This is a genomic window from Pseudodesulfovibrio sp., from assembly GCF_028692895.1.
Taxonomy (GTDB): domain Bacteria; phylum Desulfobacterota; class Desulfovibrionia; order Desulfovibrionales; family Desulfovibrionaceae; genus Pseudodesulfovibrio.
The window spans coordinates 1-18,324 of record NZ_JAQUWN010000028.1; the positions used below are offsets into that span (position 1 = coordinate 1).

The window sequence follows — 18,324 nt, forward strand, 5'->3', positions numbered from 1 at the left end:
AAGAAAAGCCCCGTCCCCTTGCGGGGGCGGGGCCGGAATGGACGGTGCTGTGCGGGCTACTGGACGTAGACCTTGAGGCGCTGGCCCGCGTAGATGGTGCTGCGCGAGCTCAGGGCGTTCCAGCGTTGCAGGTCCTGGACCGAGACGCCGAACTTGCGGGCGATGGATGTCAGGTTGTCGCCGCTGCGGACCTTGTAGCGGACCATCTGGCTCTTGGTGGCCTGGGCGTCCTTGGCGGCCTGCTTGGTGGCCACGTCGGAGTTGTTCGGGATGTAGAGTTTCTGGCCGGCCTTGAGGGCGCTCGAGCGCAGTCCGTTGGCTTTCTTGATGGTGGAGACCGTGGTCCCGAAGCGCTGGGAGATGTTCCACAGGGTATCGCCGTCGCGGACCACGTAGTTGCCGCGCTGGGCCGCGATGGCCCTGGTCTTGGCCGACGATCCCGCCTTGGCGAAGTCGGCGGCGGGCACGGAGTCGCTGGACCCGTTGCCGGGAACCATGACGTACTCGCCGGGGTGCAGGGTGTTGGAGCGCTGGTCGTTGACCTTCTTGAGCACGGCCACGGGCACGCCGTAGCGGCGGGAGATGCTCCACCAGGACTCGCCGGAGCGGACACGGTGGCGGGCGTATCCCGCATAGGGGCGGGAACCGGGATTGGCCAGGTAGGCCATCATCTTGTCCGCGCGATCCGTGGGCAGGTAGGCCGTGGCCTCCATGTTCGGCGGGCTGACCTGGCGGCGGAAGGCCGGGTTCAGGTCGTGAAAGTCGTTCCAGGTCATGCCGCCGGACCGGGCCAGGGCGAGGAGGTCCGTGCCGCCCGGCACCTTGACGGAGACCACCTCGAGCCCCATGTCCCAGGAGACCGGCTCAAAGCCCAGGGTGTCGAGGTTCTGGAAGATCTTGGAAATGGCGATGAACTTGGGCACGTAGTGCTTGGTTTCGGTCCGCAGGCGCGCCCGGCGGGAGAGCTGCGTGTTCTTTTTGGTCAGCTCGAAGAAGTCGTTGCACCCGGCCTGTTGCAGGGCGCGGGCTATCTTGCCCTCGCCAGCGTTGTAGGCGGCCAGGGCGAGGTACCAGTCCCCGAATTTGTCATAGAGGTCGCGCAGGTGGCGCGCGGCGGCGTCCGTTGACTTGAACGGGTCGCGCCGCTCGTCGATCCACCAGTCGGACTTGAGGCCGTAGAGGCTGCCCGTGCCGCGCATGAACTGCCACATGCCGCCCGCACCGGCCCAGGAATAGGCCCGGACGTTGTAGCCGGACTCCGTGAAGGGCAGGAGCACCAGGTCCTGCGGCAGGCCGTACTTGGTGAAGACCCGGCGTACGTAGGGCAGGTAGGGCTGGGAGCGTTCCAGCCACCGCTCCATGGTCTTGCGGGCCTTGTGGGTGAAGTAGTTGAAATAGATCTCGACGTCTTGGTTCTCGTGGGCTTCAAGGTCGAAGAGCAGACCGAAGCGGGAGTTCAGGACCGCCTGTTCGGTGGTGGTCAACTGGTCGCCCTTGACGTCGGGCTCGGCCTTGACCTCGGGCTCCAGGGGCACGGCGTCAGTGGGCACCTCGGCCTCGGAGGATTCGGCGACCATGGCGTCCATGGGCTTTTTGGCGCAACCGAAGAGCAGTCCCACGGCGAGCAGGACCGGCAGAAATTGACGCAGGGATTTGAATATGTCCAAATTTTCCTCCGGCTTCCCGAACCCCATTATCAGATAAGTTAACGTGTGGGAAGTCTAGAAAATATCTTAAACGTAACAAAAGCGGTGTCAGAGAGCTATCCCACCTTGCGGGGAATTGCAATACCGCGATAAACCTCCTACATAGTCGGCGCAAGGGAATCAACCTTGTGCAACAAAATTTGCCGGGGAAAACGGCCGAAAACATCAATGCAAGAAAACGATCGAGACAAAAAAGATTCGAAAACCTACGTGGTTGGCAACAAACCGGTGAAGGAATTGCTGGAGAGCGAACCTTCCCGGGTGGACTTTGTGGCCTTTCGCAAGGGTCGGCGGGACGGAGGCATGGAGGAGATCCTGGAGCTGTGCCGCAAGGCGGGCGTGCCTTTCCGCTCCGTGACGCCCAAGGAGCTGGACTTCATGTACCGGGGCAACCACCAGGGCGTGGCCGCACGCTGCGCCGCCCTGTCCTACGTCTCCCTGGAGTCTCTGCTGGAGTCCGCGCCGTCCGCGCCCCTGCCGCTCATCGTGGCCCTGGACCAGGTCCAGGACACGGGCAACGTGGGCGCCATCGCCCGGACGGTCTACGCCATGGGCGGGGCCGGACTCATCGTCTGCCAGCACCACGGGGCCTACCTGGGGGCCGGTGCGGTGCGCGCCAGCGCCGGGGCGCTGAACCTGCTTCCCGTGGCCAAGGCGGGCAACCTGGCCGCCGCCATCAAGGACTGCGTCAACTACGACTATACCGTGTACTGCGCCCAGGCCTGCGAGGGCGCGCTGGACGCCTTCCGGGCCGAGCTGCGCACCCCGGCCGTGCTGATCCTCGGCAACGAGGAGAAGGGCGTCCGGCCCGGCGTGTCCAAGCTCTGCCACGAAAGCCTGCGCATCCCGCTGTTGCGCGATTTCGACTCCCTGAACGTGTCCAACGCTGGCGCGGTGCTCGTCGCGGAATTCGCGCGGCGGCTGGCCGGGTAGGAGCCCGCGTGAACATAGCCCTGTGCACCCCGTTCAAGCCCCTGAACCATCCCAAGATTTCGGGCGATGTGACCATCGCCCGCGACCTGGCCGCCGGGCTGGCCGGGCTGGGCCATACCGTGAACGTGCTGCCGCACTTCCCGGCGCGGCTCATCTGGGAGCGGCCGAGCCTTTGGCCGGGCGCGTTCCTGGCCCTGGGCCGCATGGTCCGGGCCGCGCGCGGGGCGGACTGCTGGCTGACCTACGGCAGCTACTACAAGGTCCCGGACGTGTTCGGGCCCGGCGGGGCCCGCCGCCTGGGCATCCCCTATTTCATCTTTCAGGCCAGCTATGCGCAAAAGCGCGGCCAGCGGCCGGCCACCTGGCCCGGCTACCGGCTCAACCGTCGGGCCATGCTCCGGGCGGACCACGTTTTCCTGAATCGCGCGGCCGACGGGGAGGGATGCGCCAAGCTGCTCCCCGCCCACCGCTTTTCCCTGGTCCGGCCCGGCCTCCCCGCCGGGCTCTTTGCGCGCGACGAGGCGGCCCGCGACCGGCTGCGCGCCGAGTGGGCGGCCGGGGACGCGCTGGTGGTGGCCACGGTGGCCATGATGCGGCCGGGGGTCAAGGTCGAGGGGCTGCGCTGGGTCGTGGAGACCTGCGCCGAGCTGGTCGGCCGGGGGCGCGACCTGCGCCTCGTGGTGGCGGGCGACGGCCCCTGTCGGGCCGAGGCCGAGTCCGCGGCCCGCGAGCGGCTCGGGGACCGGGTCCGTTTCCTGGGCCGGATGGCCCGGGCCGAGCTGGCCGGATTTTTCAGCGCGGCCGACCTTTTCGCCTTTCCCGGCCTGCGCGAGAGCGTGGGCATGGCCTACCTGGAGGCCCAGGCCTGCGGCCTGCCCGTGGTCGCCACGGACGACGAGGGCGCGCCCCAGGTCGTGGCCCACGAGCGCTCCGGGCTGATCTGCCCGGCGGACCCGGCGGCCTTCACCGAGGCCGTGGACCGGCTGGCCGGGAGCCCGGACCTGCTGGCCCGGCTGGCTGCCCAGGCCCCGCGCTACGTCGTCGAACGGCACGACCTGGAGGCCAACTACCGGGTCATGGCCGAAACCATGCAATCCATCGTCGCCGGAGGGCGCCAATGACCACCTTTTTCCTTCTGCGCCACGGCCCCACGGCCTGGAACGCCGAAAAACGCATCCAGGGCCGCACCGACACCGAACTGAGCCCCGAGGGCCGCGCCCTGGCCGGGACCTGGGCCCAGGCCCTGGCCGACCTGGAGGTCGACGCCGTGCTGACCAGCGACCTCGTCCGGGCCGTGGAGACGGCGGACCTGGTCACGGCCGGGCGGGACCTGCCGACGCATCGCGACCCCCGGCTGGCCGAGCAGGACTGGGGCGAGTGGACCGGCCTGGTCAAGCCCGAACTCAAGAAACTGGGCAAGGAGCTGACCCGCCGGGAGAAGCAGGGCTTCGACTTCCGCCCGCCGGGAGGCGAAAGCCGCGAGGAGGTCCTGTGCCGGGCCTGCGACGCGCTCATGGACTTTGCGGCCGAGCACCCGCACGGCCGGGTCCTGGTGGTCACACACAACGGGGTGCTCAAGGCGCTGCTTGCCGCCCTGTCCGGCCTGGAATTCCTGCCGAACGACCCGCCGCTGCCGCAGGGCTACCGGCTGCACCGCATCGAGTGCCTGGACGGCGAGCTGGCCCTGGGGGGCAGCGGCCCGGAGCTCTGATGCGCGTCGTCTTCTACTGCCAGCACGTCCTGGGCGTGGGCCACGTCTTCCGCAGCCTGGAGATCGCCCGTTGCCTGGCCCCGCACGAGGTCGTCCTGGTCACCGGCGGGGGCGGGGTGGAGTTCGACCCGCCCGCCAACGTGGTCCGCGAGCAGTTGCCCGGCCTGATGATGAGCCCGGACTTCAAGGCCTTCATCCCCCTGGAGCCCGGCGCACGGGACGTGGACGAGGTTCTGGCTCGGCGGCTGGAGCGCTTCGAGGCGATCATGGACCGCTGGCGGCCCGACGTTTTCCTGGTGGAGCTCTATCCCTTCGGCCGCCGCAAGTTCCGCTTCGAGCTGCTGCCCATCCTGCGCGGGGTGCGCGAGGGGCGGTGGGGGCGGTGCAAGTCCGTCTGCTCGGTGCGGGACATCCTGGTGGAGAAGGACGACCCGGTCAAATACGCCGGGCGGGTCAATCCGGTGCTCAACGAGTGGTTCGACGCCGTGCTCTGCCACGCGGACCCGGCCGTGGTCCGGCTGGAGGAGACATACCCCGGCGCGGCGGGCGTCCGCATCCCGGTGCGCTACACCGGCTACGTGGCGCGCGGCCCGGAACCCGGCGCGGGCGCGGCCCTGGCGCGGGAGCTGGGCCTGGCCCCCGGCGAGCGGCTGGTGGTGGCCAGCGCGGGCGGCGGCGGAGTTGGCGGCGAGCTCATTGCGGGCGCGCTCGCGGCCTCGCCCCTGGTCCGGGACCGCTACCCGCACCGGCTGGCCGCCTTTGCCGGACCCTATTGCCCGGACGACGAATTTTCGCGCCTGGCCGAGCTGGCCGGGGATGACCCCTGGATCAGGCTGCGCCGCTTCACCTCCCGCTTCCCGGCCTACCTGGACGCGGCGGCCCTGTCCCTCTCCCTGGCGGGCTACAACACGACCATGAACCTGCTGGCCGCCCACACCTACGGCCTGGTCCTGCCCTTTGCCCAGAACCGGGAGCAGCGCATGCGGGCCGAGCGGATGGAGCGGCGGGGGGCGCTGGGCGTCCTCGACCCGGCCGACCTCGCGTCGGAGCGGCTGGCCCGACGCATGGCCGAAGCCCTGGAGCGGCCCGTGGCCGACCACGGCGTGGACCTGGACGGCGGGCGGAACAGCGCCCGTGCTCTGGAGGCGCTGGCGGCCGGCTGACCCGGCGCGTCGGCCCGGAAGGAAGCCCGCGTCACATGACGTTGAGGAGGGTGTCCACGTCCTTGCCCCGCTTTTTCAGCGAAAGATAGGCCTTCATGTCCTTGTTCAGCTTTTCCAGGATGGCGGAGACGAGCTGGCCGCGCGGTGAGCGGCGCACCGGCGTGTCGATGGTCGCGCCGTCGGCCATGACCATCTGCAGCTCGAAGAGGATGGACGTGTCGCGGTCGATCTTGCCGTAGGCGTCCTGGGTGGAGGCGCGGACGGTCAGGGACTCGATGTCCTTGTCGTACCGTCGGATGAAGGCGAGGAGCCGGTCGATCTCCGGCGCGGCGTAGGATTTGCGGGCCAGTTGCCCGGCGAAGCGCAGCTTGCGGTCCGCGTTCTTGCTGAACACGGACTCGCCCTTGCGCATGACGTCCAGGTTGAAGAAGATGACCACCAGGCCCACGGCCAGGATGACGAGGAAGATGTTGCGCGCCCGCTCCTTGGCGCGGTCGCGATGATGGCGGGACTTCATGGGGGCTCCTTGGTCGTTTCGCGGCGATGATTTGCCCCTATCCCAGATTCGCGCGATTGGCAAAGGTTGGCGGCCCCGCGTGAACGCCGGGCCGGGCGGGGTCGCCCCTTGCGCTGACCGGGGCCGAGCGTGTATGCAAGTCGACCGGGAAGACCACATGACACAGCGATACGACGCCATTATCTGCGGCGGCGGCCCTGCGGGGTCGGCGGCCGCCCTGGCCCTGGCCCGGCGCGGCCATGCCGTGGCCGTGCTCGACCGGGCGCGGTTCCCGCGCCCCAAGCTCTGCGGCGGCCTGCTGACCTGGAAGACCGTCCGCCTGTTGGAAACGGCCCTGGGCGAGACCGTGGACTGCCTGGCCCGCGCCGGGGCCGTCATCCACCGCTCGGACCGCTACGTCATTCGCACCTTCGACAAGCCCCTGGCCGAGGGGGCGCTGCCGTTCCCCTTCCACTTCGTGGACCGCGCGGCATTCGACAACCATCTGCTACGAAAAGCCGAGGCAGAAGGCGCCAGCGTCATCCAGGGAGTCGAAGCGGCAAGCGTAGACACTGAAAAAGGTGTCGTTATGGCCGTTGACGGCAGGACATGGGCGGGCGACTGGATCATCGGGGCCGACGGGGCCAACTCGGTCGTGCGCAAGGCCTTCGCCGGGGTGGACCGGGAGCGGATGCGGCGGCTCATGGCCCCGGCCCTGGAGATCGCGCTGCCTGCGGCGGAGTTCCGGCCCGTGGCGTGCCCGGAGCTGTATGTCGGATTCCTGGACGCGGGCTACGGCTGGGTATTCCCCCACGGCGAGGCCGTGGTGGCGGGTATCTGCGGCCTCAGGCGGGAAAAAATCAATTTTTCCGCCATGTTTAAAGAATATCTCGAATTTCTCGGGGTCGATCCGGCGGCGGTCCGGCCGTTCCGGGGGCACCCGCTGCCTTACGGCAACTATCTGGAGGAGCCGGTCGAGGGGCGGGCGCTGCTGGCCGGGGACGCGGCCGGGCTGGTGGAGCCGCTTTTTGGCGAAGGCATCTTTTTTTCCCTGTGCTCGGGCTGGTACGCGGGGGAGGCCGTGGCCCACGGTCTGGCCCGGCGGGGCGATCCCGGCCCGGTCTACCTGCGGCGGCTGCACCGACAGATCCTGCCCGAGCTGCGCGCTTCCGACCGACTGCGCTGGCTGATCTTCCGGGCCATGCGCCACACGGGGCCGGGCTCGCTCGGATTCTTCGTCAACGCGGCGGCTCGTCCCCTGGCCGAGATGGTCCACGGCATGCGCTCCTACGCCTGGCTGCGCAGAAAACGCTGGGATTTCCTGGAGGGATAGCCGCGCGACTGCCCGGCGGGACGGAGTGTCTCGCTGCCTTATGCGGGGAGAGGGCCCTCCCCCGGAGTTGTTCCCTTCGTGAACTCCGGCGGTTGCGCAGTCCATGGCGGCGCGCCCCGTCCATCCCGCCAGCAGCCCCGTCGTTCATCCGCCAAGCGGCAAAGTGGCCCCAAGAACGTTGCTTGTACATACAACTATCGTTTTATCTCGGCCGTAGCGACGGTTGACCGTCTCGTGGAGGCGTCCCCTCGGGCCTTCTGCCGGCTCTCTGCCGTTCCTTCTGTTGGTCTCCCCAGCATCGGGAATTCGTCATGCAATCCAAAATGTCACTCTCAAAAAAAAGTTGCTTGTACATACAAGTGTCATCCTCTTTGGTCGATCGACAAGGTCAGTTGCATGCCAGCGGTTGTGCGCGGGACCGGGCAATGCGGTTCTCACTTCTGGTATCGAAGGGGGAAAGGTTGCTTGTACATACAAACGATTGGCGGACTTGGGAGGCGGGCAAAGGCAGGGGGGGCGGGTGCTGGAAGCCAGGGTGGCCCGGCGGTCGGGCGTGGCGAGGATGCTAAGGACCGGGGTGGCGGGTCGGCTGCGGTTTGGGGAGGGCTTCGGCGGTTCTGCGGCGGCCCGGTCCCGGCCCGGCTAGAGTCGGCCGTCGGCCTGGAGGCGGGCCATGAGCTCGCCCACGTCCGGGACCACGTAGGTCGGGTTGAGGGGGGCGAAGGCGGCCGCAGTCATTCGGCCGGTGGTCACTCCGGCGGTCAGGGAGCCAGCGTTCAGGCCGGTTTGCACGTCCATGGGGTGGTCGCCGACCATGAGCGAGCGCTCGGGCCGCGCGCCCAGGCGCTTGAGCGCGGCGAGCAGGTGGTCCGGGTGCGGCTTGACCCGTGCGGCCTCCTCGCGCGGGATGAGTACGTCGACGAGCCCGTCCACGTCCGGGAACACGGCGCGCACGGCGGCCGAGATGTTGCGGGTGATGATCCCGGTGGCCACGCCGTGCTGGCGCAGCAGGGTCAGGGACGGGCGGGTGAAATCGAAGAGGCGGCCGGTGCGGGCCGCGTCCAGCTCCATGGCCGCGATGACCAGCCGCCCGCGCGTGCGGAACTCCTTGCCCTCGGCCTCGTCCACGGCCATGACCCGGTCCACCAGCTCGGCCAGCCATTCCAGGGCCGGGGTCTCGCCCGGCGTGGGCCGCTCGCCCAGGAAGACCTCGCCCAGGGCCGCGATCTTGGTCTTCATCAGCGCGAAGTCCAGGGGCACGTCGGCCAGGGTGCCGTCGAAATCGAAGATGACCGCGTCCAGTCCGGGCATGGGGCCTCCTAGGCGGCCAGCTCACGCAGGAGGCCGAGGTTGCGGACGTCGTCCTTCAGGTCCGCGTCCTTGGGCGTCTCCAGGGTCTTGGGCACGTCGGCGAAGCGCGGGTCGCGCATCAGGTTGCGGAAGCCGTCCAGGCCGATCATGCCCTGGCCGATGTGCTCGTGCCGGTCCTTGCGCGAGCCGAGTTCGTTCTTGGTGTCGTTGACGTGGAAGAAGCGCAGCCGGTCCAGGCCGATGGTCCGGTCGAAGGCCTCGAAGGTGGCGGCATAGGCCTCGGCCGTGCGGATGTCGTAGCCGGCGGCGAAGGCGTGGCAGGTGTCGAAGCAGACGCCGAGCCGGTCCGGGTGGGCCGAGCCCTCGATGATCCGGGCTAGCTCCTCGAAGGTGGAGCCCAGGTTGGTCCCCTGGCCCGCCGTGGTCTCGAGCAGGACCATGGCCCTTTTCGCGTCGGATTCGGCGATGGCCCGGTCCAGGTTGGCCACGTAGCGGCGGATGCCCGCGTCCACGCCCTCTCCGAGGTGGGAGCCGGGGTGGGTGACCAGGAAGGGGATGCCCAGGGTCTCCACGCGGGAGAGCTCCGAGGCGAAGGCCGCCAGGGAGCGGCGGGAGAGTTCGGGTTCGGGCGAGGCGAGGTTGATGAGGTAGGAGTCGTGGGCGGCCACCGGATAGTCGCCCCACTGGCGCCAGGCCATGGCGAAGAGTTCGGCGTCGTAGCCGGTCAGCGCCGGGACCTTCCACTGCCGCTGGTTGCGCGTGAAGATCTGGAGCGCGGTGCCGTCCACGGCCCGGATGCGCTCGAAGGCCATGTGCAGGCCTCCGGCGATGGACATATGCGCGCCCAGGAACATGGAAGGAGCGCTAGCCGATCCAGGAGGAGAGGGCCTCCACGATCTTCTGGGCCTGGGACTGGCTGGAGATGTTGAACTTGGACTTGGGCCGGTAGGTGCCGTCAACCTTCTGGTAGCGGCGGATGGAGTACTTCTCCGGGCCGTAGTCGCCCGAGGCGCGGTTGAGCTCCTGGTAGCGGAAGAGGATGGTGGTCCAGGCGCCCTTGGAGAGCACGACCTTGTCCAGCTCCTTGACGATGAGCTGGTTGTCTTCGGAATAATTGATGGTGATTTCGTCCACGTTGGATGCCATTGATTGCTCCTTCTCTATGTAGTCCGCGCTGGGCGGCAGGCCACTCCCTTACATAGGTAATGCACAAAGGGCAAGACCGGGTTTGCGCCCCGGCAACCCGGGTTTTACCGGCCGAAAATGTGCCAAATGCATTGAAGCGGCCATCTAACCGCTGAATTTGGTTGACCATGCGTTGCCGATGACGTAACGGCAAAATTGAGTCGTCACACACGGCGTCGTTGCGGACGCCGGGGACGGCCTTGTGGGTAACGTGCGGATAACCCGGCACCGGGCCCGCCGGAAACGTGCTCCGGCGGCGCCAGGCCCGGCAGCTCCGCGAACAGGTAGTTTGGAGTGTTGGTCGCAATGAAGAGCATTTACGTTGGCAACATCCCGTTCAGCGCGTCCGAGGACGATCTGCGGAATCTTTTTTCCGAATACGGCGCGGTGCAGTCCCTGAAGTTCGTCAATGATCGCGAGACCGGCCGTTTCCGCGGCTTCGCCTTCGTGGAAATGGAGGATGCGGACGCCCTGGCCGCCATCGAGGCCCTCGACGGCAGCCCCTTGGCGGGACGCACCCTCAAGGTGAACGAAGCCAAGCCCCGCGCTCCCCGGCCGAGGTACTAGCCTCCCCGAAAAGCGCAGCGTTTTGCGACGGCCCGGCCGCTGACCGGGTCGGGGGCTTTGTCGCGCCCTGCTTGTCCGGGGTGGCGCGGGCCGCAAGACGCAAATGAGGCTCATGCCCCGCGCGCCGTTCGTGCACGGGGGCTCATCCGTTGCGCAGTCGCGGATGGCCGTTTTTACCCGTCAGCCAGCGTCTCTGGCGTGGGCCGGGGCTTCGGGCCTCGGTCGGGCATGGGCGGTGGGCCATGGTTTCGCGTCTGATCCGGTGCTTTGGCCGTGCGTCGGCGTTTTGACCGTCGGCTAGGGTTTCGGGCTGCGCTTGCCCAGGGTTTCGCTGATGGACTTGTAGGCCGCGTAGTACATCTGGACGTTGGCCACGTAAGTGGGCGTCTCCCGGCCGATGTCGCGGTAGGCCGCCCATTCCACGTTGGCGAACCAGCGGTTCGGGTCCAGGCCCATGGACCGGGCCGTCTTGCGTAGCTGCTGAACCCGCGCCGGGCCCGCGTTGTAGGCCGCCAGGGCGAAATCGACCTTGGCGTCTTCCTCCACGTCCTGGAAATAATTGTCGCGCAGGAAGCGCAGGTACTTGGTCCCGGCGTGGATGTTGCCGTCCAGGCTGGTGATGTCCGGCACGTCCACGTTGGGATCGGCCGCCGTGGCGGGCCGGACCTGCATGACGCCCAGCGCTCCCGCCGAGCTTTTGCAGCGCATGTCCAGCCGCGATTCCTGGAAACCCACTGCCGCCAGCTTGAGCCAGTCGAAGTCGTAGAGGTCGGCGTACTTGATGAACACGTCGGCCATGTTGGCCAGGGCCTGGCGCGCCGTCGGGTCGTGCGGGTTCTTCACCCAGGTCTCGTTGACGAAGTAGCGCTTGTAGACCATGTTGCCCAGGAGCGTGCCCTGGCGCGCCGTGGCCACGAAGTCGTCCAGGCTCCGCCGCAGCGCCTTGGCCCCCGGCCGCACGGCCCAGGCCAGGGAGCCGCCCGCGTGCAGGGGCGCGTCCGCGTAGGGGCGCAGGTCGGGCAGGGCACGGCCCCAGATGGACGCCAGGTGCGAGTCGGCGGCCGCGTATTCGATCATGCCCGCGTTGGCCATCTCCAGCAGGTCCTCGGTGACCAGGTGCGGGTCCGCCTCCAGGATCTTGACCGGCTTTTTGCCGCTCCTCTTCAGCTTTGCGTTGACCTCGCGCAGATGATCCGCGTAGCTCGCCCCGCGCATGACGTAGACCGTCCGGCCGGACAGGTCCGCGAGCTCGTTTACGGGCCGCGACCTTGGCGAGCCGACCACGATCTCGTCCACGCCGGTGCGGTAGGGGGCGGAGAAGGCCACCTGCCGGGAGCGCTCCGGGGTGACGGTCAGCCCGGCGGCCGCGATGTCGCCCTCGCCGCGCAACAGGGCGGGGAGCAGCTCGTCGAAGGGCGTCGCCACGAAGACCATGCGCACCGGTCCGTTGCTCGTCTTGCCCAGATACTCCTTGTAGGCGTTCATCAGGTCGTACTCCATGCCGCGCATGGCGCCCTTTTCCAGGAAGAAGTTGGTCCGGTTGTAGCTGACCAGGACGCGGATGGCGCGGTGCTCCTCGTAGAGCTTGGGCAGGTCGCCCTTCCAGGGCGTGATGACGCGGGCCAGGTTGTCGGCCGCCGCCGGGCGCGGCAGGGTCAGCAGGAGCAGGAGCAGGACGAAGGTTAGGTGTCGTGGACGCGGCATAAACCCTCCGGTGAACGTTTTCCCGCAGGTTAGCCCAGGCCGGGGGGCCGAGGCAACCCGTGGTTTCCCCTTGAGATGCCTGGGAAGAAGAGGCTATGTTGCTGCAAACGTTTCCCGGAGGTTTTCATGACAAGACGGTGGTTTTCGGTCCTGGTCCTGTGCTGCCTGCTTCTGCCCGCCTCGGCGCGGGCCGACCGGCTGGACGAGGTGATCGCGCGGCTCGCCCCCAATGCGGAGCAGAATATGCGCGAGGCGCATGTGCCGGGCATGGCCATCGCCGTGGTCCGGGGCGGCCGGACGGTCTGGGCCAAGGGGTTCGGCACGCGCCGGGCCGGGGCGGACCTGCCGGTGACGCCGGACACGGTCTTTCAGGTGGGCTCCACCACCAAGGCCTTTACCGTGGCCATCATGGCCACCCTGGTGGACACCGACGACACGGACTGGGACGACCCGGTCTCGGACCTCTATCCCCCCTTCGCTCTGTACGACCCCTGGGTCACGCGCGAGTTCCTGGTCCACGACCTCTTCGCCCAGCACAGCGGGCTGCCGCCCTACGCGGGCGACCTCCAGCTTTTCATCGGCTATGACCGGGACCACGTCCTGCGCGCCCTGCGCGACATTCCCCCGGTCTATTCCTTCCGCGACAAGTTCTCCTACGTGAACAACCTGTTCATGATGGCGGGCCGGGTGGAGGAGGAGCTGACCGGCAAGAGCTGGGAGACGCTCATGCAAGAGCGCATCCTCGCCCCCCTGGGCATGACCCGCTCCTCGGCGGACGCCGACGGGCTGGCCAAGGCCGCCGACGGTTCGGAGCTGCACCGGCTGGTGGGCGGCAAGGCCGTGCCCATCCGGCACGACTCCATCCTCTACACCTGGCCCTACGTGGCCGGGGCGGCGGGCGGGCTGAACTCCACGGCCAACGACATGGCCCGGTGGATCGCCCTCCAGCTCGGGCGCGGCCAGGCGGGCGGAGTCCGCATCTTCAGCGAGGAATCGGCCGACTACATGCGCGAGCCGCGCACCCCGATCATGATGGGCGAGCAGCACGGGGCCTACTGCCAGGGCTGGATGCGCACCGAGATGCGCAAGACCGACGTGATCTGGCACAACGGCGGCACCTCGGGCATCTGCTCCTTTGTCGGCTTTTCCCCGGCCCTGGACGCCGGGATCGTCATCCTGACCAACCTGAGCGACCACCAGGTGGCCGACGCCGTGGGCTTCGAGTTCTTCGACCTGCTTTCGGGCGTGGACGACGCGGACTGGATCGCCGAATTCCGCAAGGAAGCGGCCCTGGACGGGGGCGCCGCGGCGGGCGAGGCCCCGGCCGAACCGGCCCTGCCCGGCCTGGCTCCGGGCCGCTACGCGGGCGACTACGACAACGCGGTCCTGGGCCCGCTCACAGTGCGCGAGAACAAGGACGGCCTGACCATCCGCTTCGGCGAGGGCGGCCGGTGCCGGGTCATGGCCCGGCACGAGACCATGCATTCCTTTGTGGGCGACTGGCCCGAGCTCTCGCCCGAAGACCCGGCGGTCCACTTCGACTTCCAGGTGGACGGCGAGGGCGTGGTTACGGGAGTGCTGCTGCGCGAATACGACGACGACGGCTGCGCCCTGTTCACCCGCTACCAGTAAACACGGACTGGTCCGTCCCAGAACCCTTTTCGCGGGGCGGGGGAGGCGTTCCCCCGCCCCGCGCCCTGTTTTCGCCCGTACGGTAGCCCGTCCCTGGTGCGTCGGCCGCCCGATTCGCCCGCAGCGGCCGTCCCTGAGTCGTGCCGTTCCCGCCTTGGCTGGGCGGCAGGCTGCTGTCTCGCGTCGCCACGCCGTGAGGCGGGCTCGCAGCCCCTGGGGATTAACGGGCCGAATGAAGGAAAGATAATAAACCGAAAAAGTGGTTGACAACGAAAGCTATTTTAGGAATAGTTCTTATTAACAACACACTCTCACTTCGGCAAAGGACGACGACATGAAAGACCAGGTATACAAAGCCATGCTGGATGCGGGAAAGCCGGTTCGCCCCGGCGACGTCGCCAAGGCCCTGGGTGCGGACGCCAAAGAGGTGTCCAAGGCCATCAAGGACCTGCGCGAAGAAGGCCGGATCATCTCGCCCAAGCGGTGCTTTTACGAACCCGCCTAGAAAATTGACGAGAGCATAACAACCTCACTCCTCCTTCAACCTCTGCAACCCCCGAAGCCCGGTCTCACGCCCCCGAGACCGGGCTTCACCCTTTCCCGGGGCGGGATAGGTCCATCCCGGCCCGGCCTCCCGGCCGCATGACCTGGCAAAAAAAGGAGCGCCCGTCCTTTCGGCCGGGCGCTCGCGCTTTTGCTGAGGTTCTTGCGGTCTAGTAGTGGATGTCCGTCTCGGCCATGGGCGTGGCGAACTTCTTGTAGACCCAGAACTGGTAGGCGATGACCGTGGGCACGAAGATCAGGGCCACCACGAGCATGATCTCCAGGGTCAGGACGCTGGAGGAGGAGTTCATGATGGTCAGGCTGTTGCCAGGGTTCGGGTTGGACGGGATGATGGCCGGGAAGATGCCGACCACGCCGAACAGCGCCGTGCCCACGATGTAGACGCAGGACGAGGCCCAGGCCATCCAGTACTTCTTGGCTCCCAGGTAGGTGCGCATCAGGACCAGCCCGCCTACGGGCAGGAGCAGGATGACGAACAGGACCGGGTAGAGGAAGTAGTTGCTGAACAGTTGGGTGGCCACGGCCGTGTAGGCCAGGAAGAGGACCGTCAGCACCACCAGGACGGGCCAGATCCGGGTGGCCATGGACTCGGCCCTCGCCTTGAGGTCGCCCGTGGTGCGGATGGTCAGCCACAGCGCGCCGTGCATCAGGAAGATGACCACGAACAGGACGCCGCCCGCCAGGCCGTAGGGGTTGAGCAGGCCGAAGAGCCCGGCCTGGCTGAACCCGGTCTCGTCGAGCGGGATGCCCTGGAAGATGTTGCCGAAGGCCACGCCCAGCAGCAGGGCGGGCAGGAACGAGCCCAGGATGTGGCACCAGTCCCAGACCTTGCGCCAGGTCTCGCTGGCGACCTTGGACCGGAACTCGAAGGACACGCCGCGCACGATGAGCGCGAAGAGCAGCAGCATCAGGGCCATGTAAAGGCCGCTGAACATCTGGGCGTAGGCATAGGGGAAGGCCGCGAAGGTGACGCCGCCCGCCGCGATGAGCCAGACCTCGTTGCCGTCCCAGAAGGGACCCGTGGCGTTGAGGATGGCCCGGCGGTCGGCCTCGTTTTTGGCCAGCACCGGCATGAGCGAGCCCGCGCCGAGGTCAAAGCCGTCCAGCATGAAGTAGACGGCCCACAGCACACCCCAGAGTACAAACCAGATCGTCGCCAGATAGAAGTGAAGCGAACCGGTTTCCATCAACGTAACCATAGATTTTCTCCTTTCAATTCGCTCACGCAGGTTAGACTTCGATGGGGCTGTTGTCCTCGGGGCCCTTCTTGGCCAGACGGACCATCAGCCAGATGCCCGCCGCGCCCAGCAGGGCGTAGAGCACGCACATCAGAACCAGGGTGAAGCCCACCGCGCCGGAGGACACGGGGGAAACCGCATCGGACGTGCGCATCAGGCCGTAGACGATCCAGGGCTGGCGGCCGACCTCGGCCAGGACCCAGCCCGCCTGCATGGCGATGTAGGGCAGCGGGATCGCGAATATCATCGCCTTGAGGTAGAGCGGATAGTTCTCCAGCTTGTTGCGCATGACCCAGCCGAACAGGGCGAGCAGCGGCATCAAGGTGCCGATGCCGACCATGAGCCGGAAGGAGACGAAGGTGATGGCCACGGGCGGACGGTCCGCCTCGGGGAAGTCGTTCAGGCCCTTCACCTCGGCGTTGAAGTCGTTGTAGGCCAGAAAGCTCAGCGCGCCGGGCACGGGCAGGGCCTGGACGACGTTGCCGTCCTTGCCGGGCCAGGCGAGCAGGTAGATGGGCACGTTGGTGCCGGTGTCCCAGTGGGATTCCATGGCCGCCAGCTTGGCGGGCTGGACCAGGGACATGTGGTTGCCGTGCAGGTGTCCTTCCACGGCGGTGAAGATGGAGAAGATCAGGGCCACGGTGGCCCCCAGGGCGAAGGACTTCTTGAAGAAGCCCTCATTGGATTTGCGCAGCAGGTGCCAGGCGGACACGCCCATGATCAGGAAGGCGGCCAGACACAGCGCGCCCGGCACGATGTGGAAAAACTCCAGCCAGGCGAACTTGTTGGTGATGACCGCCACGAAGTCCGTCAGTTCGGCCCGGCCGTTGCGCAGGGTGAACCCGGTGGGGTCCTGCATGAACCCGTTGGCGATGAGAATCCAGATCGCCGAAAGGTTGGAGGCGCCGGCCACGAGCCAGGCGGTGATGGCGTGAGCCTTGGGCGAGAGCTTGTCCCAGCCGAAGTGCCACACGCCGATGAAGGTGGATTCCAGGAAGAACGCCGCAGTGGCTTCGATGGCCAGCAGCGAGCCGAAGATGTCGCCAACAAAGGCCGAGTATCTCGACCAGTTGGTGCCGAACTGGAACTCCAGCGTGATGCCGGTCACCACTCCCACGGCGAAGTTGACCAGGAAGATTTTCCCCCAGAATTTCGCCATCTTCAGATACGTTTCATCCCCGGTTTGCACGAACCGGGTTTCCATCCAGGCGACGAGGACGGACAACCCGAGCGTCAGCGGGACGAAGATGAAATGGAACATGGTGGCCGCTGCGAATTGCAGCCGCGAAAGCATGAGCACATCCATACAAACCCCCTTGTGGATATGTCTTGAATAACTTGTAAACAATCCTTGAATAGGCCAGTGTTCGGTCAACCTACGCCCGTCGTTGAAGAATTTCAAGAATAATTATTATTATGATGTAACCGAATCGTCGTTTTTCATGTCCGGCGGCTGGCCAGTGGATTCCAGCACGGCGCGCCAATAGTTGGAGCTGGGGTCGATCCGCTTCTTGCCCCTGGTGACCAGCTCCATGGGGATGTGCACGTACCGTCCGTTCCAGCGCGAGATGACCATGCCCGTGCGCCCGGACATGCCCGCGTGCACGGCGTTGATGCCCAGAAAGGAGCAGTAGATGCGGTCGTTGGCGTTGGCCGGGACCGAGCGGATGATGTAGCTCGGGTCGATGTACTTGAGCGCGGGGTCGACGCCCTGGGCCCGGTAGTGGGCCAGGATCTCCTGCTTGAGCAGGGCTGCGATGTCGCTGAGGCGCGTATTGCCCGAGGCGTCCTTGTTGCCGGTGGCCTCCAGCAGGCTCTGGCCCGCACCCTCGGCCACCACGATGACGGCGTTGCCGCGCCGCTTCATGCGGTGGTCCAGGGCGGCCAGGAACCCTTTCTCGCCCCCTATGTCGAAGTCCACCTCCGGGATGAGCACGAAGTTGACCTCCTGGCAGGACAGGGCGGACTGGGCCGCGATGAACCCGGCGTCGCGCCCCATGACCTTGACCAGGCCGATGCCCCAGGGCGCGCCCGTGGCCTCCACGTGGGCCCCCTTGATGGCCATGGCCGCGGTCTCCACCGAGGTGTCGAACCCGAAGGAGGGCGAGGCGAAATTGATGTCGTTGTCGATGGTCTTGGGCAGGCCGACGATGGCGATGGACAGCTTGCGCCGGGCAACCTCGGCCACCACCTTGCTGGCCGCGCGCATGGTGCCGTCGCCGCCGATCATGAACAGGATGGAGACGTTCATCCGCTCCAGGGCGTCCACGATGACCTCCGGGTCCTGCGGCCCGCGCGAGGAGCCGAGCACCGTGCCGCCGAACTCGTGGATGCGGCTGACGAAGTCCGGGGTCAGCTCGATGACGTCGTACCCCAGTTCGGGCACGAACCCGGCCAGGCCGTAGCGGATGCCCAGGACCGAGGGGACCCGGTACTCGTGGTGGCAGGTCATGACGATGGCCCGGATGACGTCGTTCAGCCCGGGGCAGAGCCCGCCGCAGGTGACTACGGCGCACTTGGTCTTGCTCGGGTCGAAGTAGATCTTCCGCCTCGGCCCGGCCGCCTCGAAGAAGATTCGGGCCGGCTCCTTCTTCCGCCCGCCCTTTTCCACCCGCTTGCGCGAGATGTGGACCAGCACGTCCTCGTCGTCCTCGACGAAACGCCCGAACCGGATGGGGTTGGTGATCTTGGCCTCGCCCACGGCCGAAATGGCCGCGTCCTTGGGGACCTCGATGGTTTCGTACGCTTTCATGGTCGTCCTCGCCGCTTGATCCTGTTGAG

Annotated in this window: 17 protein-coding genes; 8 read left to right on the forward strand and 9 right to left on the reverse strand. The window is 67.2% G+C overall.

The features are described 5' to 3' along the window. Nucleotides 1–56: 56 nt before the first annotated feature. Nucleotides 57–1,667, reverse strand: a complete 1,611-nt coding sequence (locus tag PHP91_RS08820; protein WP_300139663.1) for a LysM peptidoglycan-binding domain-containing protein — start codon at nucleotides 1,665–1,667, stop codon at nucleotides 57–59. A 249-nt stretch (nucleotides 1,668–1,916) separates the two neighbouring features. Here PHP91_RS08820 and PHP91_RS08825 point away from each other — a divergent pair, with 249 nt between their 5' ends. From PHP91_RS08825 to PHP91_RS08840, 4 genes are read left to right on the forward strand one after another with little or no spacing between them, the layout of a single operon-like run. Further along, a complete protein-coding gene (locus PHP91_RS08825; protein WP_366141555.1) occupies nucleotides 1,917–2,639 on the forward strand; it encodes an RNA methyltransferase in 723 nt (240 codons plus the stop codon). A gap of 8 nt (nucleotides 2,640–2,647) precedes the next feature. Further along, nucleotides 2,648–3,760: a glycosyltransferase family 4 protein gene (locus PHP91_RS08830; protein WP_300139667.1), complete on the forward strand. Its 1,113-nt coding sequence runs from the start codon at nucleotides 2,648–2,650 to the stop codon at nucleotides 3,758–3,760. Continuing rightward, the gene (locus tag PHP91_RS08835) at nucleotides 3,757–4,350 is read left to right on the forward strand and encodes a histidine phosphatase family protein (protein WP_300139669.1); all 594 of its coding nucleotides are present in this window, start codon (nucleotides 3,757–3,759) and stop codon (nucleotides 4,348–4,350) included. Before PHP91_RS08830 ends, PHP91_RS08835 begins: the two co-directional genes overlap by 4 nt. Continuing rightward, complete coding sequence (locus tag PHP91_RS08840) at nucleotides 4,350–5,513, forward strand: glycosyltransferase (RefSeq protein WP_300139671.1); 1,164 nt, start codon at nucleotides 4,350–4,352, stop codon at nucleotides 5,511–5,513. Before PHP91_RS08835 ends, PHP91_RS08840 begins: the two co-directional genes overlap by 1 nt. A gap of 31 nt (nucleotides 5,514–5,544) precedes the next feature. Here the strand turns inward: PHP91_RS08840 and PHP91_RS08845 are convergent, their stop codons facing one another. After that, entirely contained in the window at nucleotides 5,545–6,030 is a 486-nt protein-coding gene (locus PHP91_RS08845) for a hypothetical protein (RefSeq protein WP_300139673.1), read from the reverse strand. Nucleotides 6,031–6,187: 157 nt separating this feature from the next. On the opposite strand from PHP91_RS08845, the gene PHP91_RS08850 reads away from it, so the two are divergent. Continuing rightward, nucleotides 6,188–7,342: a geranylgeranyl reductase family protein gene (locus PHP91_RS08850; protein ID WP_300139675.1), complete on the forward strand. Its 1,155-nt coding sequence runs from the start codon at nucleotides 6,188–6,190 to the stop codon at nucleotides 7,340–7,342. Nucleotides 7,343–7,984: 642 nt separating this feature from the next. Here PHP91_RS08850 and PHP91_RS08855 read toward each other — a convergent pair. The 3 genes from PHP91_RS08855 to PHP91_RS08865 are packed head-to-tail and all read right to left on the reverse strand — an operon-like array spanning nucleotide 7,985 to nucleotide 9,799. Then, nucleotides 7,985–8,653 (reverse strand): HAD-IA family hydrolase, encoded by a 669-nt coding sequence (locus PHP91_RS08855; RefSeq protein WP_300139677.1) that lies wholly within the window; start codon nucleotides 8,651–8,653, stop codon nucleotides 7,985–7,987. An 8-nt stretch (nucleotides 8,654–8,661) separates the two neighbouring features. Then, entirely contained in the window at nucleotides 8,662–9,507 is an 846-nt protein-coding gene (locus tag PHP91_RS08860; RefSeq protein WP_300139679.1) for a deoxyribonuclease IV, read from the reverse strand. Nucleotides 9,508–9,517: 10 nt separating this feature from the next. Next, a complete protein-coding gene (locus PHP91_RS08865) occupies nucleotides 9,518–9,799 on the reverse strand; it encodes a hypothetical protein (protein ID WP_300139681.1) in 282 nt (93 codons plus the stop codon). A 345-nt stretch (nucleotides 9,800–10,144) separates the two neighbouring features. Between PHP91_RS08865 and PHP91_RS08870 the strand changes: the two genes are divergently transcribed. After that, nucleotides 10,145–10,405: an RNA-binding protein gene (locus tag PHP91_RS08870; RefSeq protein WP_300139683.1), complete on the forward strand. Its 261-nt coding sequence runs from the start codon at nucleotides 10,145–10,147 to the stop codon at nucleotides 10,403–10,405. Between the two features lie 297 nt (nucleotides 10,406–10,702). Here PHP91_RS08870 and PHP91_RS08875 read toward each other — a convergent pair whose 3' ends face one another. Then, on the reverse strand, nucleotides 10,703–12,109 hold the full coding sequence (locus PHP91_RS08875; RefSeq protein WP_300139685.1) for a lytic transglycosylase F: 1,407 nt from the start codon (nucleotides 12,107–12,109) through the stop codon (nucleotides 10,703–10,705). A gap of 126 nt (nucleotides 12,110–12,235) precedes the next feature. On the opposite strand from PHP91_RS08875, the gene PHP91_RS08880 reads away from it, so the two are divergent. Both PHP91_RS08880 and PHP91_RS08885 read left to right on the forward strand, forming a co-directional pair. Continuing rightward, complete coding sequence (locus PHP91_RS08880) at nucleotides 12,236–13,741, forward strand: serine hydrolase (RefSeq protein WP_300139687.1); 1,506 nt, start codon at nucleotides 12,236–12,238, stop codon at nucleotides 13,739–13,741. 334 nt (nucleotides 13,742–14,075) lie between these two features. Further along, nucleotides 14,076–14,246, forward strand: coding sequence for a transcriptional regulator (locus PHP91_RS08885; RefSeq protein WP_300139689.1), 171 nt, complete (start codon nucleotides 14,076–14,078; stop codon nucleotides 14,244–14,246). A 208-nt stretch (nucleotides 14,247–14,454) separates the two neighbouring features. Here PHP91_RS08885 and cydB read toward each other — a convergent pair whose 3' ends face one another. The 3 genes from cydB to PHP91_RS08900 form a co-directional block, all read right to left on the reverse strand. Next, nucleotides 14,455–15,504: a cytochrome d ubiquinol oxidase subunit II gene (gene cydB / locus PHP91_RS08890; protein ID WP_300139691.1), complete on the reverse strand. Its 1,050-nt coding sequence runs from the start codon at nucleotides 15,502–15,504 to the stop codon at nucleotides 14,455–14,457. Between the two features lie 31 nt (nucleotides 15,505–15,535). Continuing rightward, nucleotides 15,536–16,849 carry a cytochrome ubiquinol oxidase subunit I gene (locus PHP91_RS08895; protein WP_300139693.1) on the reverse strand — a complete coding sequence of 438 codons (1,314 nt, stop codon included), beginning with the start codon at nucleotides 16,847–16,849 and terminating at the stop codon, nucleotides 15,536–15,538. Between the two features lie 108 nt (nucleotides 16,850–16,957). Next, the gene (locus PHP91_RS08900; protein WP_300139695.1) at nucleotides 16,958–18,295 is read right to left on the reverse strand and encodes an ATP-dependent 6-phosphofructokinase; all 1,338 of its coding nucleotides are present in this window, start codon (nucleotides 18,293–18,295) and stop codon (nucleotides 16,958–16,960) included. Nucleotides 18,296–18,324 lie beyond the last annotated feature (29 nt).